Raw genomic sequence first — 25,567 nt, forward strand, 5'->3', positions numbered from 1 at the left:
CGTTATGCCTGACAGGATTTGCGGCTGATCCAGCGCTCGCGCAGTTTGTCCCACACCCAGTTATACGCCATGGTGTAGGGCAGGAAGAACAGGAAGAAGGCGACTTCCACCAGAAACGCCTGCCACAGCGAAATATCCAGCATCCAGGCCGCAATCGGCAGGCCAATCAGGATAAATCCCCCTTCAAAACCCAGCGCGTGCATCACGCGCACGCCAGCACTGCGCTTCTGGCCAGGCGGGTGCAGCCGATCAAATCCGCTGTTGTAGATCATGTTCCACAGCATCGCGACGGTAGACAACATAATCGCCAGCGATCCCATCTGGAACAGCGGCTTATTCATCGCCCATGCGGCCAGCGGCGAGACGGTCAGAATCGCCAGCGTTTCAAAACAGACGGCATGTAAAATACGTTCTTTTAGTGAGCGGGTACGCATGACTTAACTCTCCTCGGGTTATGCCAGGCATTCTCTCACTGCGGAATGCTAAAATGAAATGAACACCTATCGAAAAAAGCGATGGATAAGATGCGTTACTCCCCGGAATCCCTTGAGGCCTTTGTCCAGACCGTGACCAGCGGCTCGTTTTCTGCAGCCGCGCGGGCGCTGGGGAAAAGCCAGTCCACTATTAGTGCAGCGGTGGCGAACTTAGAAGACGACCTCGGTTTTGTGCTGTTCGATCGGGGTGGACGCCAGCCGGTATTAACCGAGCAGGGACGACGCGCGCTGCCGCAGGTGCAGCAAATTCTCGCCGCCAGTGAGCGACTGGATGCGCTGGCGATCCGCTTATCGCAGGGCGTGGAGCCGCGGTTAAGCTTTGCCGTCTCTGATTTCTGGCAAACCGATCATCACGAACATCTGCTTAAGCAGTTTGACGCACGCTTTCCGGAAATTGAACTGGAGTGCATGATTGCGGAAGATGGCGATGTGCTGGATCTGTTGCAGGCCGGGCGGGTCCATCTCGGGGTGGTGCGGGCGCAACCCGCGCTGCCGGCGGATATCGCGGTGGCACGCCTGCAGGTGGAGGCTCAGATGGCGGTTTATCTGCACCATCAGCATCCGCTGGCGACGCTTAAAACCCTCAGTGAGAGTCAGCTTGAAGCGGTGCGCCATCTGCGACTGAATACCTGGGTCGAGCAGCGCGAACCGACCTCAATGGGGCGCATCTGGTCAGCACCGACCTATTTATTGCTGCTGGAAATGGCGGAGCAGGGCTTTGGCTGGACCATTCTGCCACGCTGGCTGGTCAGGCAGTTTGGCCATGGCGTGTTGCAGGAGCTGCCGCTGCCGGGCTGGCCGCAGCATATCGCGGTTGAGGTAATCTGGTCGCGCCGCAATCCGCCGGGTCCGGCGGGACGCTGGATGATCGATCAGCTGTGCGCCCAGCCGCGGGTTTAATCGTGGCGGGCGATATCCGCCAGCGGGGCAGCCAGCAGGCGGGCAAGTTCCTGCGGTGCCAGTTCAATGTCCAGCCCGCGCTTGCCGCCGGAAATAAAGATGGTGGCAAAGTCGGCAGCAGAAATATCAATCACCGTCGGCAGCCGTTTCTTCTGGCCGAGCGGACTGATGCCGCCGATCAGGTAGCCGGTCACCCGCTGCGCCTGCTGTGGATCGGCCATATCCACTTTTTTAGCCCCCAGCGCTTTGGCGACTTTTTTCAGATCGAGCTGGGTTGATACCGGCGTGACCGCCACCGCCAGCTGTTTTGCCTCGCCATTCAGCGCCACCAGCAGCGTTTTATAGACCTGACGCGCATCCAGATTCAGTTTACGCACCGCCTCATCACCAAAATGGGTTTCGCTGCTGTCGTGTTCATAGGGGTGCAGAGTGAAGCTGACTTTTTGTTTTTCCAGTAGTTTTACTGCAGGTGTCATATCGGTCCCTTCCTAAGAAAAATCTTATTGCACCCGATCGTCGAATAAAGGTGGCGAAATTTTGTGCTTTGCGCGAGAATTGGCCGCGCGCCAGCAATCTGATTGCTGAGCGATAACCAAAATCATAAACAAATTTCTCTTTGACGGGCCGGTAGCATTATCGGCTCTCTTTTTTTCAGCGCGTCTTCAGCATCCCGGGCAAGTTATCCTCACCGTAAAGATGCAGCGCACCGACCGCCACCACGTAGTCTCCCGCCGCTAAGGCCTGCAGTTTATCCCGCCACTGCGCATTACGCTGACCGATCAACGTATCATTGAGCGCCTGACTAAACGTGGCCGGCAGAGCAATCTGCGGCTGGCGCGGCGGGGTATCCAGCCACCAGCTCACCATCATTTGCAGCAGCCGCGCATTGGTATGCCAGTGGGTCAGCGTATCCTGCAGCAGCGCCATGCCGTCATCCGGCAGCGTATTCAGCAGCGCAATCTGCGCTTCCGCCCCCTCCAGCTCAATCACCGGCTTGTTCCAGCGCTTTGCCGCCTGCAACAGCTGATAATCAATGCCGTAGTCGGGCCGCAAACCCAGCCGTTGCGCCTGCTGCGCCTGCAACATCAGCGCAATCTGCCAGGCGGGCAGGGTGTCGAACGAACCGAGCGACAGGTTCAGCTCGTGACACAGCCCGGTGAGCGTCTGCAGGGCATCATCTTCAAGCCGGGTTGCCAGCGGGGGACGCTCCGCGCTGCCATCAAACGGCGAACCGCCCTGGGTAATATCCGCTTCGACAATCAGCGCGTCGGCCTTTTGCAGCTGACGCAGCAGCCGCGACGGCAGCGGCTGCATATCCCGCGTTCCCATGTGAATACTGCCTACCAGGTGCAGATGACATGCGCCAAGCCGGACATCCATCGCGGGCCAGCGGTAGCTGGCGGGAAAAAGTTGGCTGATGAAGCCGCGCAGTGAGCGCCAAACGTTGCCTGTCATTCCCGGTCCTTCGCTATTTAAAACTCCATGCTAGCGGCTTCAGGCGGCGAAAAACAGCGCCGAAACGGCTATTGCTGGCGCGGCGGCTGATAGCGCAGCAGGCGATTGGCGTTGGCAACCACCGTAATTGAGGAGAGCGCCATCGCAGCGCCCGCCACAATCGGGCTGAGCAGGGTGCCGGTCAGCGGGTAGAGCACGCCAGCCGCCACCGGAATACCAATACTGTTATAAATAAAGGCCCCGAACAGGTTCTGGCGGATATTACGCAGCGTGGCTGACGAGATAGCTAATGCATCGGCGACGCTGTTGAGGTCGGCGCGCATCAGCGTAATACCGGCGGTTTCAACCGCCACGTCGCTGCCGCCGCCCATCGCAATCCCGACCTCAGCCTGGGCCAGTGCGGGCGCGTCGTTAATACCGTCACCGACCATGGCGACGCGCCGGCCCTGCTGCTGTAACTGCGCAATCGCCGCTGCCTTGCCTTCCGGCAGCACGCCGGCGATCACCTCATCAATTCCCACCTCAGCCGCAATCGCCTGCGCGGTATTCTGGTGGTCACCGGTGAGCATAATCAGGCGGTAACCCGACTGATGCAGCCGTTTCAGAGCGGTGGCGCTTTCCGGCCGCAGCGCATCGCGCAGGGCGATCAGGCCGATCAGCTGGCCCTGTTCAGCCAGTAACACCGGTGTCGCACCCTGTTGCGTCAGGCGGTCGATATCCGCCATCGCGGGCTGATAATCGACCCCGTTCTCCTCGAGCAGGGCGGCATTACCCAGCAGTAACGCTCTGCCATCCAGTATGCCGCTGACCCCTTTGCCGCGTATTGTACGAAATTGTGCCAGTGACGGCGCACCGGCGAGGTCAGCCGCGGCAACAATCGCTTTAGCCAGCGGATGGCCGGAGGAATATTCCAGCGCGGCAGCGGTCTGCAGTACCGACTCACGGCTGGCATCGCCCCAGACCCGCACCTCGCTGACCTGCGGTGTACCGGCCGTCAGGGTGCCGGTTTTATCGAACACCAGCGTGTCGATCTGGCTGGCACGCTGCAACGCATCGGCGTCGCGAACCAGCACGCCGAGTTCGGCGGCCCGACCCACGCCAGCGATAATCGACATCGGGGTCGCCAGTCCTAATGCGCAGGGACAGGCAATAATCAGCACGGTGGTGGCGATCACCAGCATATAGGCGATTTGCGGTTGTGGCCCGAACAGGTACCAGATGCCGCCGCTGATCAGCGCAATCGCCACCACCACCGGCACGAACACCGCTGAAATGCGATCGGCTAAGCGGCCGACGTCAGGTTTGCTGCTCTGGGCCTGGCGTACCAGCCGGATTATGCGTGACAGGGTAGTGTGGCTGCCGGTTGCACGGGCTTCAAACTGCACCGAGCCATCCTGCACCAGCGTACCGGCAAACACCGCCTCACCCGGGCCTTTGCTTTGCGGCACCGCTTCACCGGTCAGCATCGCCTCATCAAACCACGCCTCACCAGCGGTAATCTCCCCATCGACCGGCACCCGATCGCCGGTCACCAGACGCAGCATCATGCCCGGCTGCACCGCGCTAAGGGGAATTAAGCTATCGCCCTGTTCATCGGCCAGTCGCGCCTGCGCCGGAGTCAGATCGAGCAGGCGTTCCAGCGCTTTTGACGATCGCTGACGCGCCCGCTGCTCCAGCGCATGTCCGAGGTTGATCAACCCGAGGATCATCACGCTGGCTTCAAAATAGAGATGCCGCGCCTGCGACGGGAAAAAGTCGGGCCACAGCACCACGCTGAACGAGTAGATCCAGGCCGCGGCGGTACCCAGCGCCACCAGCGTATCCATGGTGGCACTGCCGTTGCGCGCACTGCGCCAGGCGCTGCGATAAAAATGTCCGCCGGTAAGCACCATCACCAGCAGCGTAATGGCCCCCAGCGTCAGCCACAGGCTGTGGTTGCTGGCGGTCAGCATCATGTTGTCGCCCAGCATGCCCCAGATCATCAGCGGCACGCCAAAAGCTAAGGCCCCTGCTGCCTGCCAGCTAAAACGGCGCATTGCGCTGCGGGCGCTCTGCTGCTGTTTTTCACGCCGCTCCTGCTCATCATCGACCACCTGCGCGCCATAACCGGCGGCATCCACCGCCGCGATCAGCTGCTGCGGATCGGCTTCGCCCAGCACCAGCGCGCTGCGTTCGCCCAGGTTAACCCGGGCCTGACTGACGCCAGCCACCTGCTGCAACGCTTTTTCTACCCGGCTTACGCAGCTGGCACAGGTCATGCCCTCAATCAGCAGCATGTGAGCAGGAACGGTTTTTTCTGCCGGACGGGAAAGCGATTCCGTTGTCAGCGCCTCCGGCGGCGGCTCCGATGCTGTCAACGGCTCAGGCTTTGGGGAGCTGTCAGCCGTTTTCAGCGTGGCGTGATAACCAGCCTGTTCGACGGTCGCGATCAGGTCGGCCGCATCGGCCGCACCGGAAACCCGCGCTTCCTGCTGCGTGACTTCGGCCTGCTCAACATCGTCCCGCTGTTCCAGCGCTTCTTTTACCCGTTTGACGCAATGGCCGCAGGACAGACCGTCCAGGGCCAGAGAAATGGTATGTGACATGATGAACTCCTTGGGTGATCAGATTTGACCGGGTGGTCAGTTTCGATTCATGATTAAGCATAAACCTTCCATCAAGGGGAAGGTCAAGGGGAGCAAAATGAACATCAGCGATGTGGCGAAAAAGACCGGTCTCACCAGCAAGGCAATTCGTTTTTATGAAGAGAAGGGGGTGGTGACGCCTCCGCTGCGCAGTGAAAATGGCTATCGCAGCTACAGCGTGCGTCATCTGGACGAACTCAATCTGTTACGCCAGGCGCGTCAGGTTGGTTTTACGCTGGATGAGTGTCGTGAACTGGTGGCGCTGTTTAATAATCCGGCGCGTCACAGTGCCGACGTTAAGGCGCGTACCCTGCAGAAAGCCGACGAGATTGCGGCGCATATTGAGGAGCTGCACGCGATGCGCGCACGTTTACTGGCGCTGGCCGAAGCCTGTCCGGGCGACGACAGCGCAGAATGCCCAATCATCAACAATCTGGCGGGATGCTGTTCTCAGCCGGGCGGTAAGCGCGGCTGAATACGCAGGGTGATGCCTTCGACCGCCACCACTTCGACCGGCGTTCCCGCTGGCAGATCCTGTTCAGCCTGAACCCGCCAGCTGCTGTCACCAATTCGCACGTGCCCGGTGCGGTTCTGCAGCGCGCTATCCAGGGTTAACTGCAGGCCAATCATCTGGCTGCCGCGCTGATTGAGCGAGTTCGGAAGCTGGCGCGCTTCACGGTAGCGCATCCAGCGATACCAGAAAAAGACGCAGACCAGCGTCAGAATGGCAAACATTGTGCCCTGAGCGGTCCAGCTGAACGGGATAAACCATTCGATAATGCCCACCATCACCGCAGCCAGGCCGCTCCACAGCAGATAACCGCTGGTGCCCAGCATTTCCGCCGCCAGCAGCAGGCCGCCGAGCGTCAGCCAGAACCAGTGCGGATGGGCAATGATATCGACCAGCATCAGCGTTTCGACTCGGTGCGGGATTCTTTCAGCAGTTCACCGATGCCGGCAATCGAGCCGAGTAAGCTGCTCGCCTCCAGCGGCATCATCACTACTTTGCTGTTATTGGCTTCGCCAATTTTTTGCAGTGCGTCGGTATATTTCTGCGCCACAAAGTAGTTGATGGCATTGATATCACCGGCGGCAATCGCTTCAGACACCATTTTGGTGGCATTGGCTTCCGCTTCCGCCTGACGTTCCCGCGCTTCGGCCTGCAAAAAGGCCGAGGTCCGTTCCCCTTCGGCTTTAAGGATCTGCGACTGTTTATCCCCTTCGGCGCGCAGGATCGCCGCCTGTCGTACCCCTTCCGCCGTCAGAATGTCGGCGCGCTTGGTACGTTCCGCTTTCATCTGCGCATTCATCGCGCCGACCAGCTCCTGCGGCGGACGCACATCGCGGATCTCGATACGGGTGATTTTCACGCCCCACGGATTGGTGGCTTCATCGACGATATGCAGCAGCCGGGTATTAATGCTGTCGCGCTGCGACAACATTTCGTCCAGCTCCATGCTGCCGAGCACGGTGCGCATATTGGTCATGGTGAGGTTCAGAATAGCCTGCTCAAGATTGCTGACTTCATAGGCGGCGCGCGCCGGGTCAACGACCTGAATAAAGCAGACCGCATCAATGGTAACGTTGGCGTTATCTTTGGAGATGATCTCCTGCGAGGGAATATCCAGTACCTGTTCCATCATGTTGATCTTACGACCGATACGATCCATGAACGGCACTACCAGGCTTAACCCGGGTTGCAGCGTGCGGGTATAACGGCCAAAACGTTCAACCGTCCATTGAAAACCCTGGGGCACAATCTTGACGGTGGCCCAGACAGCCACCAGCGCCAGCACGATCAGGGCAGGAATTACAGTTATCATACAACCTCCGCGTTGTCAGATGAACGGGCCGAGTCGCTTCGGCCCGTGGTCCCGCCGTTAGTAGAGCAGCGAGTAGAGCTGGCGACGATAACGTGCAGCGAGTGCATCGCCGGTGCCCAGCGCCGCCAGAATCTCCTGCAGCATTTTACGTGCCTGACCATCGGCGGCGTTAAGATCGGTTTTGAGGAAGCTGAACAGCAGTTCCAGCGCCTCTTCGTTACGGCCGACCTGATGCAGCTGTAACGACAGTTTAGCAGCCAGCCCGGCGTTCGATGGATCGGCCTCCAGCTGGGATTGCAGTTGCTGGATCTCCGGGGTATCGGCCGCCTGTTTCAGCAGATCGATTTGCGCCATCAGGCTCTGATAACGGGTATCCTGATCCTGTAACGGCACCGCTTTGAGCACTGCTTCTGCTTCATCGCTGCGGCTCAGGGCGATCAGCACTTCAGCCAGCAGAAAACCAATCTCACTCGATTGATTGCTCAGCTGCCAGGCCTCTTTTAACAGCGGCAGCGCATCCAGCGGTTTGCCTTCTTCCATCAGCGCCATCGCCTGCTGCGCTTTCAGCTCTTCTTCACGCGGCAGAACTTTTTCCAGCAGGGCGCGGATCGCCTCTTCCGGTTGCGGTCCCTGGAAGCCATCGACCGGCTGACCGTTCTGGAACAGATAGACCGTAGGAATAGAACGCAGACCAAACTGTGATGCCACCATTTGCTCTTTATCGCAATCCAGTTTTGCGAGAATAAACTGACCGGCATACTCCTGCGCCAGCCGCTCCAGCACCGGTGTCAGCTCCTGACAATGCTGGCTGCGCTCAGACCAGAAGTAAAACAGCACCGGCAGCTGCATCGACTGCTCAAGCGTCTGCTGCAGGTTAGATTCGTTGATGTCGATTATCGAAGCATGTGGTGACATGGATAAGTCTCTTTGCAAAAAGTGTTTAAAGAATATGGGGCCAACTGGCCGCGCTTCAAGTTCTAATCAGGCCGCACGCTCAATGGCTGCGCAAAATGCGATCCAGCATCCAGCCTGGCAGCAGGCGTTTCAACAGGCTCATGGCATGTGCGACCAGCGTCACCGGATAGCGTAAACGCGGATGTTTGCTCTCGAGTGCATGACGAAGTTTAGGCAGAATAGCCTCTGGCGGCAGCGTAAAGCGTGCGGCAATGCCCGGATTACGCACCGGCTTATCCTGCTCACCCTGCGTCACATTATCGGTGAAACGGGTGTGAATCGGTCCCGGTTCGATCAGGCTGACGCGGATGTTACTGGCGCGCAGCTCCAGCCGCAGCGCATCGCTCCAGGCTTCCAGCGCATATTTACTGGCGGCGTAAGCGCCCCGGCCAGGGGTAGAGATCAGCCCGAGTACCGAACTGGTATTAATAATACGACCATCACCACTGGCCGCCAGCGCGGGGATCAGCCGCAGCGTCAGCTGATGAACGCCGAAAAAGTTACTGGAAAACTGCTGCTCCAGCTGCTGGCGGGAGAGGGTGCGTAACGGTCCATAAAGACCAAAACCGGCATTGTTAAACAGGCCTGCCAGACAGTTATCGCTGAGCGCGATGACCTTATCGGCCGCGTTATCGACGCTCTGCGGATTGTCGAGATCCAGCTGAAGTCCGATAAAACCCAGCGTCTCCATGCGCGCCACATCATCCGCTTTGCGGCAGGCGGCGATCACCCGGTAGCCGCGCGCCTGAAGATCGTGCGCCGCCACCAGGCCGATACCGCTGGAACAACCTGTAATCAGGATGGTTTTTTGCATTTCTTTACCCTATTTGCGCGCCTGTTCGCGTTACTGCTGCTTAACTAAGGGAGCCAGTTCTTTTGCCATCAATCCGGCGATAAAGGGTTGGGCATCAGGATTAGGATGAATGCCGTCCTGCTGCATCCACTCCGGTTTCAGGTAGACCTGCTCCATAAAAAAGGGCACCAGTGGGATGTTGTACTGTTGCGCTAAGTCGGGATAGATACCGCTGAACGCTTCGGTGTAGCGGCGTCCGTAATTGGCCGGCAGCCGAATCTGCATCAGCAGCGGTTTCGCATTGGCGGCTTTAACATCATCGATCACTTTACGCAGATTTTGTGCGATATCGGCGGGCGGGAAACCACGCAGACCGTCGTTACCGCCCAATTCGATTAACACCCATTGCGGCTGATGCTGCTTTAATAGCGCGGGCAAACGCGCCAGGCCTTGGGCGGCGGTATCACCGCTGATGCTGGCGTTGATCACTCTGGGCTGCTGCTGCCACTGCTTATTCAGCAGGCTCGGCCAGGCCGCGGTGGCGGACATGCGGTATCCCGCGCTGAGGCTGTCACCCAGCACCATCAGGGTATCCGCGGCGGAAAAACGCGACACCAGCAAAAGAATCAATAACAGGAAGGGATAATGCCAGCGGAAAACATTGTTGAAGTTCATCATCTTACTAAGTCCGTCGGTCAGGGAGAGCATCAGTTAACCATCCTTACCGGAGTTGAGTTAGTTGTCAAACCAGCCGAGACGCTGGCGCTGATTGGCGAATCGGGCTCCGGTAAGTCAACCCTGTTGGGGATTCTGGCCGGGCTGGATGATGGCAGCAGCGGTGAAGTCCATCTGCTGGGCCAGCCGCTGCACCAGATGAATGAGGAGCAGCGTGCGGCGTTACGCGCCCGTCAGGTGGGCTTTGTGTTTCAGTCGTTTATGCTGGTGCCGACCCTGAATGCGCTGGAGAACGTACAGCTGCCGTCTCTGCTGCGTGGCGACAGCGATCGCCAGAGCCGTGAGCAGGCGCGGGAGCTGCTGACCCTGCTGGGACTGGGTGAACGCCTGCATCATCTGCCGGCGCAGCTTTCCGGCGGCGAACAGCAGCGGGTGGCGCTGGCGCGCGCCTTCAGTGGCCGTCCAGGCCTGCTGTTTGCCGATGAGCCGACCGGTAATCTTGACCGCAAAACCGGCGATCGGATTGCCGACCTGTTGTTCTCGCTGAACCGCGATTTTGCCACCACCCTGATTCTGGTCACCCACGATGAGCAGCTGGCCGCGCGCTGCGATCGTCGCCTGCGGCTGCGTGACGGTAAATTGTGGGAGGAGCAATGATCTGGCGCTGGTTCTGGCGCGAGTGGCGCTCGCCCTCGCTGTTAATTGTCTGGCTGGCGTTGACGCTGGCGGTGGCCTGCGTGCTGGCGCTGGGGTCGATCAGCGATCGGATGGAGAAAGGCCTCAGCCAGCAGAGCCGTGATTTCATGGCGGGCGACCGGACGCTGCGCAGCAGTGATGCCGTTCCGGCGGCGTGGCTGGATAAGGCACGGGCAACCGGACTCACCGTCAGCCGCCAGCTGTCCTTCATGACCATGACCTTTGCCGAACAGTCGCCGCAGCTGGCGTCGGTGAAAGCAGTAGACGACCGCTATCCAATGTTTGGCAACCTGCAGACCGAGCCGGCAGGCCTGAAGCCGCAGGCAGGCACCGCACTGGCGGCACCGCGGCTGATGGCGCTGCTCAATCTTAAGGTCGGCGATCTGCTTGAGGTCGGTGATACCCGGCTGCGAATTACTGGCGAAGTGATTCAGGAGCCGGATGGCGGTTTTAATCCGTTTGAAATGGCGCCGCGACTGCTGATCAACCTGGCTGATGCGGCCAGCACCGGTGCGATTCAGCCTGGTAGCCGCATCAGCTGGCGCTATAAGTTTTCCGGTAATCCGGAGCAGCTGGCACGCTATGACCGCTGGATCGAACCGCAGCTCAAGGCTGACCAGCGCTGGATCAGCATTGAAAACTCAGAGGATGCGCTGGGACGTTCGATGCAGCGCGCACAGCAGTTCCTGCTGCTCTCCGCACTGCTGACGCTGATGCTGGCGATTGCCGCGGTGGCCGTTGCCATGAGCCACTACTGCCGCAGCCGTTACGATCTGGTGGCGGTGCTGAAGACGCTGGGAGCGACCCATGGTGCGTTGCAGAAGTTGATCATCGGCCAGTGGCTGGCGGTGCTGCTGCTGGCGGCGATTGCCGGCAGCCTGGTCGGGCAGGGGGTGGAAGCAGCGCTGATGGCAATGCTCAAACCGGTGCTACCAGCCAGCCTGCCAGCTGCCAGTTTCTGGCCGTGGGTCTGGGCGGTCGGATCGCTGTTTATTATCTCGCTGCTGGTGGGACTGCGGCCTTATCGTCTGCTGCTGGCGACCCAGCCGTTGCGCGTGCTGCGGCGTGATGCGGTGGCTAATCTCTGGCCGCTGAAATTCTATATTCCGCTGATGGCGGCCGTGGTGGTAGGGCTGTTAGCGCTGCTGGTGGGCGGCAGTAAAATGCTGTGGGCGCTGCTGGCGGGCGTGGTGGTGCTGGCCGGATTGCTGGCACTGCTGGGCTGGGGCACGCTACTGCTGCTGCGTCGGCTGGTGGTGCGCAACCTGGCATTCCGGCTGGCGATCAACCGTCTGCTGCGCCAGCCGGGCATCACGCTGAGTCAGCTCTCTGCTTTTTCGCTGTCGTTTATGCTGCTGGCTCTGCTGCTGGTGATGCGCGGCGATCTGCTCGATCGCTGGCAGCAGCAGTTACCGGCCGACAGCCCGAACTTTTTCCTGCTGAATATGACCGCCGATCAGGTGCCGCAGGTGCGCAACTTCCTGCAGTCTCATCAGATCAAGCCCGAAACTTTCTACCCGATTGCGCGGGTGCGGCTCAGCGAACTCAACGGTAAACCGGCCGATCCGACGCTGGATAACGCCCTGAACCGTGAACTTAACCTGACCGCGCTGGCGGAGCGGCCGGATCACAATCCGCTGGTTGCCGGAAGCTGGCCGCCCAAAGCGGGCGAAGTCTCTATGGAGGCAGAACTGGCTACCCGCTTAGGGGTGAAACCCGGTGATACTCTGACCTTTGATGGCGATACGCAAAAGTTCAGCGCCAGAATCACCAGCCTGCGCAAGGTGGACTGGGAGAGCCTGAAGCCGAACTTTTTCTTCATCTTCCCGCCGGGCGCGCTGGATAGCCAGCCGCAGACCTGGCTCACCAGCTTCCGAATGGAGGCCGATCCGGCGCTGCTGGCGGCGCTGAACCGCAGTTTTCCGACGCTGAGTCTGCTGGATATCGGCAGTATTATGCGGCAGATTGGCCAGGTGCTGACGCAGGTCAGCCAGGCGCTGGAGGTCATGGTGATACTGGTCACCGCCTGCGGTGTGCTGCTGTTGCTGGCGCAGATTCAGGTGGGGATGCGTCAGCGTCGTCAGGAGCTGGTGGTTTACCGGACGCTGGGTGCCAGTAAACGGCTGCTGCGCACCACCTTATGGTGCGAGTTTGCCCTGCTCGGCGTGGTTTCGGGGGTGGCCGCCGCGATGGGCGCGGAAGCCGCACTGTGGGGATTGCAGCGTAAAATTTTTGATTTTCCGTGGCAGCCTGACTGGACCTTGTGGCTGGCGCTGCCGTTATCCGGCGCGCTGTTGTTGTCGCTGTGCGGTGGCTGGCTCGGGGTGCGGTTACTGAAGGGCAAAGCGCTGTTCAGGAAGTTTGATGCGGCATAAGGGGAGGGCTGGGTGCAGGGCGCTATTCAGCCTGCATCCGCTCGTCATCCAGAACGCACACCAGGTCAGCATTAGCGCTCACGGCGCGCGACGATAAGGTGTTAGCTCGGGGAGCATACGCCCTCCGCAAAGACGCCATTCCTGGCAGGCTCAGCGCGGGCGATTATGCACCTCATCCCTGAGGTGCGCCCGAAGCCGGGCCAACGCTTTGCGTTGTTCAAAAACGCTCCCGGCATTTTGTCCCTGGCCCGCTATGCTGTGCTCCCGGCGTATGCTCCCCTCGCGTTGAGCTTCTCAGCCGCCTGACAATGCCATCAGCAGGTTTTGGTACGGAGGATTACAGTTTTTCAACTGCCCAGGCGATGCCGCTGGCGTACTCTTCCGGCAGCTGAGGCACCAGCGCGTTAAGGGCAGTCCTGAGCCGCTGTGTATCACTGTCGGTCAGATTAAGATGCCCGACCTTGCGGCCCGGGCGCACCTCTTTGTCATACCAGTGCAGGTGCACCAGCGGCTGCTGCAACCAGTCAACGTTGACGGCGGTGCCAATCAGATTGACCATCGCCGACGGCGCAAACACCACCGGCTGCGGCAGGGGCAGCGCCAGAATCGCCCGCAGATGCAGTTCGAACTGGCTGATGGAAGCACCATTCTGCGTCCAGTGGCCGCTGTTGTGCACCCGCGGGGCCAGCTCGTTGATCAACAATCCGTCCGGCGTGACAAAACACTCCATCGCCATCACGCCGACGTAGTTCAGTTCCTGCATGATGGCGCTCAGCATCGCTTCCGCCTGCTGCTGCTGCGCCTGATCCGCCTGAGGCAGCGCCACGCTGGTGCGCAGAATGCCGTCCTGATGCAGATTGTGCGTCAGCGGATAGAACACCGTGCTGCCATCATGGCCGCGCGCGCCGACCAGCGATACTTCGCCGGAGAAATTAATGCCCTGTTCAACGATGCATTCGCCATAGCATTCTTGCGGCAGCGCATCGGTTTCATTCGCGCGCAGACGCCACTGGCCACGACCGTCATAACCGCCGGTGCGGCGCTTCACAATCGCCAGTTCGCCGAGCGAGGCAAACACCGACGGCCATTCGCCTTTGTCGGCCAGCAACTGCCACGGCGCAGTGGCGAGATGGAGCTGATCCAGCAGTTGTTTCTGGGTCAGGCGATCGGCCAGCCGTGGAAATATATCGCGGTTCACAAACGCCGGATGACTCGCCAGTTCTCGGGTCAGCGCGGTTTCCGGCCAGCGCTCAATTTCGGCGGTGATCACGCTGTCGGCCATTGGCAGGGCAGCCGGATCGGCATCCAGACCTACCGGATAAACCGCGATCCCCAGCGGTTCACCCGCCTGGCGCAGCATACGGCCTAACTGACCGTTACCGAGGACGCAAACCGGCTTCATGCTTCCTCCCGTGGATCAGGATGATTCAGTACCTCATCGGTCTGGCTCTGACGCCAGTTCGCCAGTCGTGAACGCAGCGCGTCGTCATGAATCGCCAGAATCTGCGCAGCCAGCAGCCCGGCATTGGCGGCACCGGCTTTACCAATCGCCAGCGTACCGACCGGAATGCCGCGCGGCATCTGCACAATCGAATAGAGGCTATCGACGCCGCTCAGCGCCGCGCTCTGAACCGGCACGCCCAGTACCGGCAGCAGGGTTTTAGCCGCCAGCATACCTGGCAGATGTGCTGCGCCACCCGCGCCAGCAATAATCACCTGAAAACCCTGGTCAGCGGCGGTTTCGGCGAAGCTGAACAGTTTATCCGGCGTACGGTGTGCAGAGACCACTTCAACATGGAAGGGCAGGTCGAGGCTGGTAAGGATTTCAGCAGTGAACTGCATGGTGGACCAGTCACTTTTGGAACCCATAACAATCGCGATGCGGGCCGGGGCGGCGTTGGATGACATGCGGTCAACTCCTGTGAATGAACAAACAGACCTGGCCGGGCGGACAGGTTTTGAAGGGCACAGAGAATAGCATGAGAAGAGAGCAAGGAAAACGGTTGCGTCGGGCTAAACGCGTCGATTTACCCGACGATTAAAAGTCAAAATCGATCAGCTGAATCCCGCTGGCGTCGAGCTGAATCATCGATCCCCGACTGTGCCAGGCCCCGAGCACCGCCCGTTGCGCAGTTTCACCCTGCAGCGTCAGCTGATGAATGGCCGGACGGTGAGTATGACCGTGGATCAGCAAGCGCACCTGCTGGCGCAGCATTGTGGCGGTCACCGCGTCGCTGTTCACATCCATGATGGTCAGGGACTTATGCTGATTGGCTTGTTTGCTGTCGGCGCGCATCCGTGCGGCGATGCGTTTGCGCAGCCGCAGCGGTAACGCCAGAAACAGTCGCTGGATCCACGGGTTATGGACTTTGGCACGAAAGCGCAGATAGCCGGCGTCGTCGGTGCAAAGCGTATCGCCGTGCATAATCAGCAGACGGTGGCCGTAGAGCGTCAGCACCTGTTCTTCAGGCAGCAGCGTCATGCCGCTGGCGCGGGCGAAGCGCTGGCCAATCAGGAAATCGCGGTTGCCGTGAATAAAGTAGACCGGAACGGAGAGGGCGCGCAGGGCGCTGGCGACCTGCTGATGCAGCGGATTGGGATCGTCGTCGCCAATCCAGGCTTCAAACAGATCGCCCAGAATATAGAGCGCGTCGCAGTGTGGCGCTTCGCGCTGTAAAAAATGCAGAAAACCGGCGGTGATCGCCGGTTCTTCCTGACACAGATGGAGATCTGCGATAAACAGGATGCGCGACATTACTCGCTGACAGTGACTTTCTGGATGATAACGTCATCTTTTGGCACATCCTGGTGCATACCACTGCGGCCAGTTGAAACGCCTTTGATCTTCTCGACCACGTCCATGCCTTCAACCACTTCAGCGAACACACAGTAACCCCAGCCTTGTACGCTTTCGTCACGGAAGTTCAGGAAGTCGTTGTCAGCCACGTTGATGAAAAACTGTGCGGTCGCAGAGTGCGGTGCAGAGGTACGTGCCATTGCCAGCGTACCTTTGGTGTTTTTCAGACCATTGTTGGCTTCGTTCTGGATTTCATCTTTGGTGGCTTTCTGCTTCATGCCCGGCTCAAAGCCGCCGCCCTGAATCATAAAGCCGTTGATCACCCGGTGGAAAATGGTGTTGTCGTAGAAACCTTCACGGCAGTAATCCAGGAAGTTCTTTACGGTTGCCGGCGCTTTATCATCGAAGGTTTTGATTACGATATCGCCATGGTTCGTCTGGAAAGTTACCATTTTTGTCGTCCTGTAAAGGTTGTCGTCAGTTGCTGAGGCCGCGTCATCGGTCGGCGTGCCCCTTTTTGTCGACCGTTCTTATATCATAATTTCTGATGACGCGTCAGCAGCGCGGCGCAGTTGGCTTGCTTTGCGTCGCGCGAGCGATAAAAATACGGCACAATGTCTGGATACTTAAAAGTGTCAACCACACGCCAATACGGAACCGTTCAATGCTTAAGATTTATAACACCCTGAGTCGACAGAAAGAGGAATTCAAACCCATTCATGCCGGTAAAATCGGGATGTATGTTTGCGGCATCACGGTGTATGACCTCTGTCACATTGGTCATGGGCGGACGTTCGTGGCGTTTGACGTGGTGGCACGCTACCTGCGTTACCTCGGCTACCAGCTGGACTACGTGCGTAACATCACCGACATCGACGATAAAATTATCAAGCGCGCCAACGAGAACGGCGAAAGCATCGAAACCCTGACCAACCGGATGATTGGTGAAATGCACAACGATTTCGCTGCGCTGGGCATTCTGCCGCCCGATCAGGAGCCGCGCGCCACGCGCCACATCGCCGAGATCATCGAGCTGGTGGAAACCCTGATCGCTCGCGGTCACGCTTATGTGGCCGACAATGGCGACGTGATGTTTGATGTGATGAGCGATGCCGATTATGGCGCGTTGTCACGTCAGGACCTGGAGCAGCTGCAGGCGGGCGCGCGGGTTGAAGTGGCCGACGTGAAGCGTAACCCGATGGATTTCGTGCTGTGGAAGATGTCCAAAGCGGACGAGCCCGCCTGGTCATCACCGTGGGGCAATGGACGTCCTGGCTGGCACATTGAGTGTTCGGCGATGAACTGCCGGCAGTTGGGTACTCATTTTGATATTCACGGCGGTGGCTCAGACCTGATGTTCCCGCACCATGAAAACGAGATCGCCCAGTCGACCTGTGCGCATGACGGTCCGTACGTTAACTACTGGATGCACTCCGGCATGGTGATGGTCGACCGCGAGAAGATGTCAAAATCGCTGGGCAACTTTTTCACCGTGCGTGACGTGCTGCAACATTATGACGCTGAGACCGTGCGTTACTTCCTGATGTCCGGTCACTATCGCAGCCAGCTGAACTATGGCGAAGATAACCTGAATCAGGCGCGTGCGGCGCTGGAGCGGCTGTATACCGCGCTGCGTCACACTGACAGCAGCGTGCCTGCCCGCGGCGGCGAAGCGTTTGAAGCCCGTTTCCGCACCGCAATGGATGATGATTTCAATACCCCGGAAGCCTATTCGGTGCTGTTCGATATGGCGCGCGAAGTTAATCGCCTGAAAAGCGAAGACCGTGATTCAGCGAACGGTCTGGCATCGAAGCTGCGCGAGATCGCCAACGTACTGGGCATCCTGCAGCAGGATCCTGAGCAGTTCCTGCAAAGCGGCGCTCAGGTGAATGATGAAGAAGTCGCTGAGATTGAACACTGGGTGAAAGCACGTGCTGATGCGCGTGCCGCCAAAGACTGGGCGCAGGCGGATATCGCCCGCGACAAGCTGAATGCGCTGGGCGTGATTGTTGAAGATGGGCCGCAGGGGTCCAGCTGGCGCCGCAAATAAACCGGAGAGGGCGAGCAATCGCCCTTTTTTATTATGGCGATTGAACAGATTCAGATACGTGGCTTTCGATCGATTCGTGATCTGACGTTGCCGCTGCAGCAGCTCAACGTGGTAAGCGGCCCTAACGGCTGCGGCAAATCCAACCTGTATAAAGCGGTCCGGCTGCTGCATGAGGCAGCCAGCGGTCGTCTGGCGCTGGCGCTGGCCGAAGAAGGCGGCATCCAGAAAGCGATATGGGCGGGTGGCTTACGGCGTGGCGATCGCCGTCATGATCCGAAGCGACTGATGCTGGCGGTGGTGATGGAGGATATCGATTATCAACTGGAGATCGGTTTTCCCGAACCGCTGGTCACCAGCCTGTTTAATCTCGATCCGCTGGTCAAGCAGGAGCGGCTGTGGCTGAGCGGACAACAGCGCCGTCCTTCTTCATGCATCCTGCAGCGTGAAAATCAGACCGCCTTTCTGCACAACGTTGAGGGCGAACGCGTCGCCTATCCGGCGGTGCTGCATCCGGAAGAGTCGCTGTTTGGTCAGCTCGGCGAACCCCATCGTTATCCTGAACTTTCCCAGTTGCGTGAACGGCTGCGCCAGTGGCGCTTCTACCATGAGTTCGCCGTCTGGCCGGGCTCGCCGATTCGTGCACCGCAGATTGGGGTCCGCGCCCCGGTGCTGTCACATGACGGCAGTAATCTGGCGGCGGCGTGGGCGACGATCGTTGAACGCGGCCAGACGGAACTACTGTATGAGGTGATGGCGCAGGCTTTTCCCGACAGTCAGTTTGAGGTAGAGGTGCAGAATGGCCGCTTTCAGATGCTGATGTCGCGACGTGGCATTCTGCGCCCGCTGGAAAGCGCTGAGTTTTCTGATGGTACGCTGCGGTTTCTCTGTCTGGTGGTGGCGCTGCTTAGTCCACGGCCACCGGCTTTTATGGCGCTAAATGAACCCGAGAACAGCCTGCATCAGGATTTGCTGCCGGCGCTGGCACGCCTGCTTGCTGAAGCCAGCCAGTTCAGCCAGCTCTGGATCACCAGCCATTCGCCCCGGCTTGCAGCACTGATCGCGCAACATACGGCAGTGAATCATATTGCGCTGGAACAGCGGGAAGGAGAGACGCGGGTGGTGGGGGAGGTAACGGAGTAACAGCGTCCCCGCAGGGACGCCTCAGGATTACGCGACCACAGTAATGCGGAAGCCGGAAAATTCCACCGTCTGACCGGCAACAATTTTGCAGCGTTTACGCGTTTCCACCGCGCCATCGACCTTCACTTCACCCTCGGCAATCACGACTTTAGCCTGTGCGCCACTCTGAACCCAGCCTTCCAGTTTCAGCAGATCGCACAGATCGACGTGCGGGAATTTTCCCAGCGAAAAAGTTGCCATTTATTCTACCTCTCCATCGTGAAACTCTTCACACGCCTGTAGCGTATTTTGAATCAGGGTTGCGACCGTCATCGGTCCGACACCGCCCGGCACCGGCGTAATATAGGCCGCGCGCTGTGAAGCGGAATCAAAGTCAACGTCGCCGACCACTTTGCCGCTTTCCAGCCGGTTAATCCCAACATCAATCACGATAGCGCCTGGTTTAATCCAGTCGCCCGGAATAAAGCCCGGTTTACCGACCGCCACTACCAGCAGATCGGCATGTTCAACGTGATGGCGCAGATCTTTGGTGAAACGGTGGGTGACAGTGGTGGTGCAGCCCGCCAGCAGCAGTTCCATACTCATTGGACGACCGACGATGTTGGACGCGCCAACCACCACCGCATTCAGGCCGTAGGTATCGATATTGTAGCGCTCCAGCAGCGTCACGATGCCACGCGGGGTGCAGGGGCGCAGTTTAGGCGCACGCTGGCACAGGCGACCGACGTTATACGGGTGGAAGCCATCGACATCTTTATCCGGCGTGATGCGCTCCAGCACTTTGACGTTGTCGATGCCAGCTGGCAGCGGTAACTGCACCAGAATGCCATCAATGTCGTTATCCTGATTGAGCTGGTCGATCAGCTCCAGCAGCTCAGCTTCGCGCGTGGTGGCGGGCAGATCGTAGGAGCGGGAGAGGAAACCGACCTCTTCACAGGCGCGGCGTTTGCTGGTCACATAAATCTGCGATGCCGGGTTTTCACCTACCAGCACCACGGCCAGACCTGGCGCACGTTTGCCGGCTGCCAGACGCTGCTTCACTTTTTCCGCAACCTCAAGGCGCACCTGCTGCGCAATCGTTTTACCGTCAATAATTTTTGCTGCCATCAGAGAGGAAATCCACTGTGTTGTGTTGAATCGGGGGAAGGGGGCTATTTTGTCAGAAGCGTGGCGCGCTGTCAGTTACAGTTTCAGACGCGTACGCGCTTTCCGGCTTTTTCGTCGCGACGAGTGCCGGCCTGCATGCGTATGATATCTGCAGGACAATCAGGGGACGATGTAATGATTTGGATAATGCTTGTTACTCTGGCGGTGGTGTTTGTCGCTGGATTTCAGCTGCTCACCGCTGGCTCACGTCACGCCGCTCAGCGGCTCAGCAAACGGCTGCAGCTGCCACCGGTACAGGTGGAATCAATGCTCTCTATGATGGGGAAAGAGGCGGCGAAAGAGTTTACCGACTATCTCAGCAACGATAATGAAACGCATCTGCATAATGGCGCAGCGGTACTGCTGATCTGGCAGGTGATGATTGTTGACGGCAGCGAGGAGAACAGCCAGCGCTGGCATGCGATTCTCAGTCGTGCCGGTTTTCCACCGCTTATTAGCCGCCAGCAGCTGCTGCTCGCGCTGGGCTTTCTGCGCCAGCTGGAGCCGGACATCCCGGCGCTACATGCACTTCGTGAGCAATACAATGCGCGTTTCACATCACAAGCGATTGAGCTGGAAGGAGAATTTACCGACAACAGTAAATTCGTGTCGCTCAGCGAATGGCGCAGGCGTCACTGACGCCAATTGGTCATTACCGCAGCACTTCGCTGCGGAGGAACGGCAAAAACGTTGACGTACCCGCTTCCCGACGTATAATCCGTGCCATCTCCATGCGCCCTTAGCTCAGCTGGATAGAGCACCGGCCTTCTAAGCCGTAGGTCACAGGTTCGAATCCTGTAGGGCGTGCCAAATAAAATCATCGACTTACGCCTTCCCTCCGACTACCAGATTTTCCACATGGGACAGATTTGGGACACGACTGCCAAAAATGGCATCAATTTGCCGTGCATGCTCCGTTAAGTGATTAGGTGCAAGGTGCGCATATCGCTGTACCATTTCAATGCTTTCCCAGCCGCCCATTTCTTGCAGCGCAGATATCGCCTTTCTGGTAGCGCGTGCTTTCTCTGGTGGCTTCGACCGTTAGCTCTACTTCTCCCTCAAGCACAGTGGCTGTTCAGTGAATGGATAGGTCATGCTGAAACTGCCTTGCGTTGACGAGAACAGGCCACAGGAGAAGGCATCCTGCGGTTCGCCATAAATCATCAGGCAGGGTGACGCTGCCAATCGGATACAGGTCAGGAATGGGATCGCTTAACTTTATCGATTTCATTTTTTCTCCAGTCGGTTAGCTACGGCCTTTCCAGTAGCCAGCGGTTTGATGTAATAACTTGTCGGGCGTCACCAGCATCAGACGCATGCTGTCGCGGCCGTGAATACGGGCGTGCGGAATTTTGCTCATCAGGTCATAGCGTGCAGAACCACCGTTAATGCCCTCCGCAAGCACTTTGCAAACGATATGCGACGGCGTAACACCAAAACCGGAGTAGCCCTGCACATAGAACACATTGTTATGCTGATTCAGGGTGCCGATTTGTGGGAACAGGTTGGCGCTGCACGCCATCGGACCGCCCCAGGCGAAATCGATCTTTACGTCGCGAAGATAAGGGAAAATCTCCACCATTAACGTGCTATTCCAGGCTGAAAAATCGCGCGGCGTGTACTCAACGAAGCGTGTGGCACTGCCAAACAGCAGGCGGTTTTCGCGGGTCAGACGGTAATAATTGATTACGTGACGAATATCGCTGAATGCGTCGCGGATAGGGCTAAGGCGTTCCACCAGCTCATCTGAAAGCTGCTCGGTAGCAATCTGATCAGAGTACGTCACCAGCGTTTTGTTATGAATTTCCAATTCAAGATTATTGAGGAAGCTATCGCACGCCCAGAGCAGTTTAGCGGCGCGTACGCTACCCATCGCCGTGCGGACACGTACCTGTTTGCCGTACTCCACCTCCACTACGGGCGAAGATTCATAAATTTTCACGCCCAATGAGGTCGCGGCCTGGGCCGATCCCAGCAGCATGTTCAGTGTGCCACTACAGACACCGTAAAAGAGTTACCGGGTCTGGGTTCAAATTGCATAAGCCAGCTGAAAGAAGAAATATTAAGCGTTAGAGTGTAAATGCTTATCGAGCGTCTCAATCAGAAAGACAGCTGCGTTCCCCAAAGAACCAATATCTGAAATCTGGTGTACCTGGAAGGTTGTTAACTTACCGATATTCATGGTTAAGGAAACATCAAGACCATCGAGAACCAGCATAGACGTGGCATGGCTCTGTGAAGCTAAAGTGAGGGCTAACTTCTCTATTTTGCTTGAATCCGCATCGCTAATGGTAACCGTTAAAGATTCAGGCTCAGAACCAATGCGCCTTATGTAGGTATATGAAAGGGCATTTCCCGTAATTGAATAGTGTTCCTGTGGATTGAATGGTGCTGAGGTTAGATCAAGCCTAAGCCATTCATTCTGCTTTGATAATTGATAGTTCCTGCGGTTTTTCTCGGCTTCCTCTTTGTCTAATCTGTAAAAGCTATAGCCAGCCAAGGCTAAGGCACAAATAAGCGATATTCCCCCTCCGCTTCCTACGCCGCCATGGTGTGAGCAAGCTCCCTGTATACCAATTGAAGGTGACTGCCAGCCATCTGAACACCCACCTCCCAATAAAGCTTTCATTCCAAAAAACACAGTAACAAACACAATACCTGGAACTAGCCAAAAGCGTCTTTTCATTTTTCATCCATGCAACATCAACAAGCCTACCCGTTCAGGTTACTAATTTCCGGGCATGGTCGCATCGACTTTAGCTTTATGGTCTGCCTGACGTTTCCATGCGCTATATATCTTTAGTCCACGCCTTACCAGCTTTCGTCTGATAGCCTGCATCGTTAAGCCGCTCTGCGATGATGCGAGCATTGTCAAAGCCCTGATTGATAGTCTCAGCAATGATGCGGATCACCTCCTGTTCGTCATATGGCGAACCCGGTACACCCTGCTTACCGACGATAAGAGCAGCGGCAGCTACTTCCATCCGCTCCACCAATGACATTAAGCGAGCATTAGGGTTATTCTCTGGACGGTTCAGTTTGTGTCGGATGGCATCGACAAGCCATGCGGTTTTATCGCCACTGGAAGAGCTAATGACTTTGAGGTCACAAAAACATTTGGGGGTATGTGTAATTACATAACAAGGAAAAATAACTAAATAACATGCACATATGATTTACTATTCAATCCTGTAGGGGCCAATTTTCTCTCCTGTTATCCTCTTCTGAAGTCCACTAAATCCCTTAAAACAAAACGCTTAACGAAACATTGCTATAGGGTGATATGAAGGCCATACAGCATAGCTGTCAGCAAAAACTGTCGTCGCTGACTGGTCAGGCTTGTAAGCCTCCGATTGGTATCAATCAACAATTAAGACATAACAATGATCAGTTGCCGAAAAAGGGTGGGGCAACAAGGACAGGATACTGCCAGTATTGTGCTTAATTCTTAGCCTGATGTTAACTGCTACTCAGGAAAGCTCATGCCGGACGTCCGCTCTGTGCCATAAGCGGACTTGATTCACTTCGTGGCAGGTTGATCAACTCTGAATAAGTAATAAGAGTGAAATAAATTCGATTTGACAGCTAAAGAGCACATAAATCCGGACCCGGACATTAAAATCCTAAAGTATAGTTATGAATAGCCGATATCAGATATTACTTATCAGTTTACAAATCATTTATTGAAAAAGAGGCTTGCGTTGAAGCGAGTAGAGCGCGATTTCATCTGTCTGTTTAATTGTGTGTGGTATCAAGATTTTCCTGTGTTCAAAGGTGAATATATCAACCGATCTAACTGGACCATTCATGTTGGCCTGGTCATGCGAGAGTGTGCAAAGTTGATGGGCGCGAGAACGTTTTTTGAACAGTGCGGGCGTACCGATGCGGTTTTACGATACCCAGATAATCAAATTTTAACCTATGTTGAGTGGGAGTATAATCAGGCAGATAGAGACAGTGTTAACGAATTAGACAAACTGCTTGAAAAAAACGACAAGTGCTATTTCTCCACGTTCATCTCGTATTGTCAGCATGAAAACATCAATATTGTTATTGAAAAAGCAACCAGAATATGGAGTGAAGCTAGCAGGCCTTTAATTTTTTTTCTTATCACTTATGAACCTCAACCGAAAAAAGGCCGCCATTTTTTAGAACTCAGAACTTATTTCTTCTCAAAAGGAAAAACAAAACTTGTTCGCAAACAACCTGCGCTTCCGTGGGATATTGAGCAACGAAAATACAATGTTGAAGAAGATGCAGGATAAAAAGGGGGTATAAGGTTTTCACGACAGTATCTTTTCGATACCTGACTAAAATTTTCTGTTCGTAAAAACCCATTATCTCCAGCTTCGCTGTAACCGCCTTTTATGTACTAATGCGCCTTCAGGTCCATTTTTTGCTCATAGTGGACCTTGCGCCCGGGCAGTCCGCTCTGTGCCAGTAGCGGACCTTTGTAATATCAGACCGTATTAATCAATGAGGGGCAGGTCATCCGGTTTCATTCAGGGCGTTTGCATGGAGATCTAAATTGGCTTACGCCATACACAGTAATGCATCAAATATGTGAAAAGATTTATATGGATTTTCTCTAAGAAGAAAAAAATAAAATTACCTCGCAAAACAGGAAATAAAAAATATATTATTACTATGCATTATGATAATGGTGTGTTAATTATCCAGAAGGGTGCCAGATATGCATTGCGATATTGAACTATCATAATAAGATGTCTGTTAAACCCCTTGAGATTTGTCCTGCTCAAATTTTGAATCGTTTAAGATAGTCAATTAATAACCTTTGCCGTAACGAATACCTGTGGGCATATGGCCAGACAACATAAATCGGTGTGCTGGTATCACTGATTTTATCCTCCAGCAGCGTACAAAGGGAGCCTGACTCCAGATGTTCTTTTATTGAAACGTAAGGTAAATATGCTATGCCATTACCATTAAGCGCCAGCTTAATGCGAGTCTCAATATCGTTACAAATAATCGATTGAGGAAGATGTAAAGATTTTATTCCAGGTAATGGCCATGTTTGAATCATGCCAGTATTTCTTGACCGATAGTGAATTAAAGTATGAGTGATGAGTTCTTCTGCACTTTCTGGCTGACCATGCATGGAAAGATAATCCGGAGAGGCAACAAGGACGCTTTGAATATCACCAATGTAGTAAGAGCGTAAATTTCCATCAGGATCATTTCCGACACGTAAGGCTGCGTCGAAATTTTCACCGACCAGATCGACAAACCTGTCGGAGAAATCAAACTCGACGTCTATCTCTCTGTGTTCTTCAAGAAAAGCATTAAATCTTTCACTAAACAGATTCGGGATGGGGGCTACGCTGATTTTTAATCTTCCGACGGCGCTCTCGGTTGAAACCAGCATGGCATTTTGTATCTGATCGACTTCCTCAAGAATGCGCAATGCATGGTTCAAAAAACACTCACCTTCATAGGTCAAAGAAATTCTACGGGTATTGCGTTGAAGGAGCTGTGCTCCCACGCTGCTCTCCAGGCTGGTCACCCGTTTGCCTACAGCTGAAGCGCTCAATCCCAGCGCACGGCCCGCTGATACAAAGCTCCCCACTTGCGCCACCTTCACGAACACCGAAATCGCGGAAAGTGAATCGATCATTTTTTGTACC

25 protein-coding genes, 1 tRNA gene and 4 pseudogenes are annotated in these 25,567 nt (G+C 56.4%); 9 read left to right on the top strand and 21 right to left on the bottom strand.

The window, feature by feature from the left end:
- Window positions 1-2 precede the first annotated feature (2 nt).
- Window positions 3-434 (bottom strand): multidrug/biocide efflux PACE transporter, encoded by a 432-nt coding sequence (locus AC6I8D_RS04675; RefSeq protein WP_069727958.1) that lies wholly within the window; start codon window positions 432-434, stop codon window positions 3-5.
- A gap of 90 nt (window positions 435-524) precedes the next feature.
- Between AC6I8D_RS04675 and AC6I8D_RS04680 the strand changes: the two genes are divergently transcribed.
- On the top strand, window positions 525-1,394 hold the full coding sequence (locus AC6I8D_RS04680) for a LysR family transcriptional regulator (protein WP_312053737.1): 870 nt from the start codon (window positions 525-527) through the stop codon (window positions 1,392-1,394).
- On the opposite strand, the gene ybaK is transcribed toward AC6I8D_RS04680, so the two are convergent.
- The 3 genes from ybaK to copA form a co-directional block, all read right to left on the bottom strand.
- On the bottom strand, window positions 1,391-1,870 hold the full coding sequence (gene ybaK, locus AC6I8D_RS04685) for a Cys-tRNA(Pro)/Cys-tRNA(Cys) deacylase YbaK (RefSeq protein ID WP_312053463.1): 480 nt from the start codon (window positions 1,868-1,870) through the stop codon (window positions 1,391-1,393). The genes AC6I8D_RS04680 and ybaK overlap by 4 nt on opposite strands.
- Before the next feature lie 175 nt (window positions 1,871-2,045).
- Complete coding sequence (locus AC6I8D_RS04690; RefSeq protein WP_312053465.1) at window positions 2,046-2,849, bottom strand: TraB/GumN family protein; 804 nt, start codon at window positions 2,847-2,849, stop codon at window positions 2,046-2,048.
- A gap of 68 nt (window positions 2,850-2,917) precedes the next feature.
- Window positions 2,918-5,434: a copper-exporting P-type ATPase CopA gene (gene copA / locus AC6I8D_RS04695; RefSeq protein WP_497819709.1), complete on the bottom strand. Its 2,517-nt coding sequence runs from the start codon at window positions 5,432-5,434 to the stop codon at window positions 2,918-2,920.
- 97 nt (window positions 5,435-5,531) lie between these two features.
- Between copA and cueR the strand changes: the two genes are divergently transcribed.
- Entirely contained in the window at window positions 5,532-5,948 is a 417-nt protein-coding gene (cueR, locus tag AC6I8D_RS04700) for a Cu(I)-responsive transcriptional regulator (RefSeq protein ID WP_031376061.1), read from the top strand.
- Here cueR and AC6I8D_RS04705 read toward each other — a convergent pair.
- The 5 genes from AC6I8D_RS04705 to tesA all read right to left on the bottom strand — a co-directional run bounded on the left by AC6I8D_RS04705 (window position 5,924) and on the right by tesA (window position 9,721).
- Window positions 5,924-6,382, bottom strand: a complete 459-nt coding sequence (locus AC6I8D_RS04705; protein ID WP_312053469.1) for an NfeD family protein — start codon at window positions 6,380-6,382, stop codon at window positions 5,924-5,926. The two genes, cueR and AC6I8D_RS04705, sit on opposite strands and share 25 nt — an antisense overlap.
- Entirely contained in the window at window positions 6,382-7,296 is a 915-nt protein-coding gene (locus AC6I8D_RS04710) for an SPFH domain-containing protein (protein WP_312053470.1), read from the bottom strand. Before AC6I8D_RS04710 ends, AC6I8D_RS04705 begins: the two co-directional genes overlap by 1 nt.
- 57 nt (window positions 7,297-7,353) lie before the next feature.
- Window positions 7,354-8,211 (bottom strand): tetratricopeptide repeat protein, encoded by an 858-nt coding sequence (locus AC6I8D_RS04715; RefSeq protein ID WP_497819710.1) that lies wholly within the window; start codon window positions 8,209-8,211, stop codon window positions 7,354-7,356.
- Window positions 8,212-8,290: 79 nt separating this feature from the next.
- Complete coding sequence (locus AC6I8D_RS04720; protein WP_312053474.1) at window positions 8,291-9,064, bottom strand: SDR family oxidoreductase; 774 nt, start codon at window positions 9,062-9,064, stop codon at window positions 8,291-8,293.
- A gap of 30 nt (window positions 9,065-9,094) precedes the next feature.
- On the bottom strand, window positions 9,095-9,721 hold the full coding sequence (gene tesA, locus AC6I8D_RS04725) for a multifunctional acyl-CoA thioesterase I/protease I/lysophospholipase L1 (RefSeq protein ID WP_312053475.1): 627 nt from the start codon (window positions 9,719-9,721) through the stop codon (window positions 9,095-9,097).
- Between tesA and ybbA the strand changes: the two genes are divergently transcribed.
- Complete coding sequence (ybbA, locus tag AC6I8D_RS04730) at window positions 9,689-10,375, top strand: putative ABC transporter ATP-binding protein YbbA (protein ID WP_159223788.1); 687 nt, start codon at window positions 9,689-9,691, stop codon at window positions 10,373-10,375. The two genes, tesA and ybbA, sit on opposite strands and share 33 nt — an antisense overlap.
- The gene (ybbP, locus tag AC6I8D_RS04735; protein ID WP_497819711.1) at window positions 10,372-12,789 is read left to right on the top strand and encodes a putative ABC transporter permease subunit YbbP; all 2,418 of its coding nucleotides are present in this window, start codon (window positions 10,372-10,374) and stop codon (window positions 12,787-12,789) included. The genes ybbA and ybbP overlap by 4 nt, the downstream gene beginning before the upstream one ends.
- A 337-nt stretch (window positions 12,790-13,126) precedes the next feature.
- Here ybbP and purK read toward each other — a convergent pair whose 3' ends face one another.
- The 4 genes from purK to ppiB form a co-directional block, all read right to left on the bottom strand.
- The gene (gene purK / locus AC6I8D_RS04740) at window positions 13,127-14,191 is read right to left on the bottom strand and encodes a 5-(carboxyamino)imidazole ribonucleotide synthase (RefSeq protein WP_497819712.1); all 1,065 of its coding nucleotides are present in this window, start codon (window positions 14,189-14,191) and stop codon (window positions 13,127-13,129) included.
- Window positions 14,188-14,697, bottom strand: a complete 510-nt coding sequence (gene purE, locus AC6I8D_RS04745; protein WP_497819713.1) for a 5-(carboxyamino)imidazole ribonucleotide mutase — start codon at window positions 14,695-14,697, stop codon at window positions 14,188-14,190. Before purE ends, purK begins: the two co-directional genes overlap by 4 nt.
- Before the next feature lie 130 nt (window positions 14,698-14,827).
- Window positions 14,828-15,544, bottom strand: coding sequence for a UDP-2,3-diacylglucosamine diphosphatase (gene lpxH / locus AC6I8D_RS04750; RefSeq protein WP_312053483.1), 717 nt, complete (start codon window positions 15,542-15,544; stop codon window positions 14,828-14,830).
- The gene (gene ppiB / locus AC6I8D_RS04755; protein WP_031376072.1) at window positions 15,544-16,038 is read right to left on the bottom strand and encodes a peptidylprolyl isomerase B; all 495 of its coding nucleotides are present in this window, start codon (window positions 16,036-16,038) and stop codon (window positions 15,544-15,546) included. Before ppiB ends, lpxH begins: the two co-directional genes overlap by 1 nt.
- Before the next feature lie 212 nt (window positions 16,039-16,250).
- Here ppiB and cysS point away from each other — a divergent pair, with 212 nt between their 5' ends.
- Together cysS and AC6I8D_RS04765 are read left to right on the top strand one after the other, a co-directional pair.
- Entirely contained in the window at window positions 16,251-17,636 is a 1,386-nt protein-coding gene (gene cysS, locus AC6I8D_RS04760) for a cysteine--tRNA ligase (protein ID WP_312758235.1), read from the top strand.
- A gap of 33 nt (window positions 17,637-17,669) precedes the next feature.
- The gene (locus tag AC6I8D_RS04765; protein ID WP_497819714.1) at window positions 17,670-18,776 is read left to right on the top strand and encodes an AAA family ATPase; all 1,107 of its coding nucleotides are present in this window, start codon (window positions 17,670-17,672) and stop codon (window positions 18,774-18,776) included.
- Window positions 18,777-18,803: 27 nt separating this feature from the next.
- On the opposite strand, the gene ybcJ is transcribed toward AC6I8D_RS04765, so the two are convergent.
- Together ybcJ and folD are read right to left on the bottom strand one after the other, a co-directional pair.
- Window positions 18,804-19,016: a ribosome-associated protein YbcJ gene (gene ybcJ, locus AC6I8D_RS04770; protein ID WP_031376075.1), complete on the bottom strand. Its 213-nt coding sequence runs from the start codon at window positions 19,014-19,016 to the stop codon at window positions 18,804-18,806.
- Window positions 19,017-19,883: a bifunctional methylenetetrahydrofolate dehydrogenase/methenyltetrahydrofolate cyclohydrolase FolD gene (folD, locus tag AC6I8D_RS04775; protein WP_312053487.1), complete on the bottom strand. Its 867-nt coding sequence runs from the start codon at window positions 19,881-19,883 to the stop codon at window positions 19,017-19,019.
- A gap of 174 nt (window positions 19,884-20,057) precedes the next feature.
- On the opposite strand from folD, the gene AC6I8D_RS04780 reads away from it, so the two are divergent.
- Window positions 20,058-20,561 carry a DUF1198 family protein gene (locus AC6I8D_RS04780; protein ID WP_497819715.1) on the top strand — a complete coding sequence of 168 codons (504 nt, stop codon included), beginning with the start codon at window positions 20,058-20,060 and terminating at the stop codon, window positions 20,559-20,561.
- Between the two features lie 94 nt (window positions 20,562-20,655).
- A tRNA-Arg gene (locus AC6I8D_RS04785) sits at window positions 20,656-20,732 on the top strand.
- Window positions 20,733-20,747: 15 nt separating this feature from the next.
- Here AC6I8D_RS04785 and AC6I8D_RS04790 read toward each other — a convergent pair.
- From AC6I8D_RS04790 to AC6I8D_RS04810, 5 genes and pseudogenes are all read right to left on the bottom strand, one after another.
- Window positions 20,748-20,921: pseudogene (locus tag AC6I8D_RS04790) on the bottom strand (integrase); the annotation flags it as partial.
- A pseudogene (locus AC6I8D_RS04795) lies at window positions 20,899-21,153 on the bottom strand (cupin domain-containing protein); the annotation flags it as partial. The pseudogenes AC6I8D_RS04790 and AC6I8D_RS04795, both read right to left, overlap by 23 nt.
- Before the next feature lie 15 nt (window positions 21,154-21,168).
- Window positions 21,169-21,912, bottom strand: a pseudogene (locus tag AC6I8D_RS04800) (NAD(P)/FAD-dependent oxidoreductase); the annotation flags it as partial.
- 72 nt (window positions 21,913-21,984) lie between these two features.
- Window positions 21,985-22,608: a hypothetical protein gene (locus AC6I8D_RS04805; protein WP_312053522.1), complete on the bottom strand. Its 624-nt coding sequence runs from the start codon at window positions 22,606-22,608 to the stop codon at window positions 21,985-21,987.
- A gap of 42 nt (window positions 22,609-22,650) precedes the next feature.
- A pseudogene (locus tag AC6I8D_RS04810) lies at window positions 22,651-23,056 on the bottom strand (hypothetical protein).
- A 630-nt stretch (window positions 23,057-23,686) separates the two neighbouring features.
- On the opposite strand from AC6I8D_RS04810, the gene AC6I8D_RS04815 reads away from it, so the two are divergent.
- Window positions 23,687-24,187, top strand: coding sequence for a hypothetical protein (locus AC6I8D_RS04815; RefSeq protein WP_312053523.1), 501 nt, complete (start codon window positions 23,687-23,689; stop codon window positions 24,185-24,187).
- Between the two features lie 491 nt (window positions 24,188-24,678).
- Here AC6I8D_RS04815 and AC6I8D_RS04820 read toward each other — a convergent pair whose 3' ends face one another.
- The gene (locus AC6I8D_RS04820) at window positions 24,679-25,557 is read right to left on the bottom strand and encodes a LysR family transcriptional regulator (protein ID WP_312053525.1); all 879 of its coding nucleotides are present in this window, start codon (window positions 25,555-25,557) and stop codon (window positions 24,679-24,681) included.
- Window positions 25,558-25,567 lie beyond the last annotated feature (10 nt).

It is taken from the genome of Pantoea sp. X-Soil-MYKO-1785 (assembly GCF_059730675.1).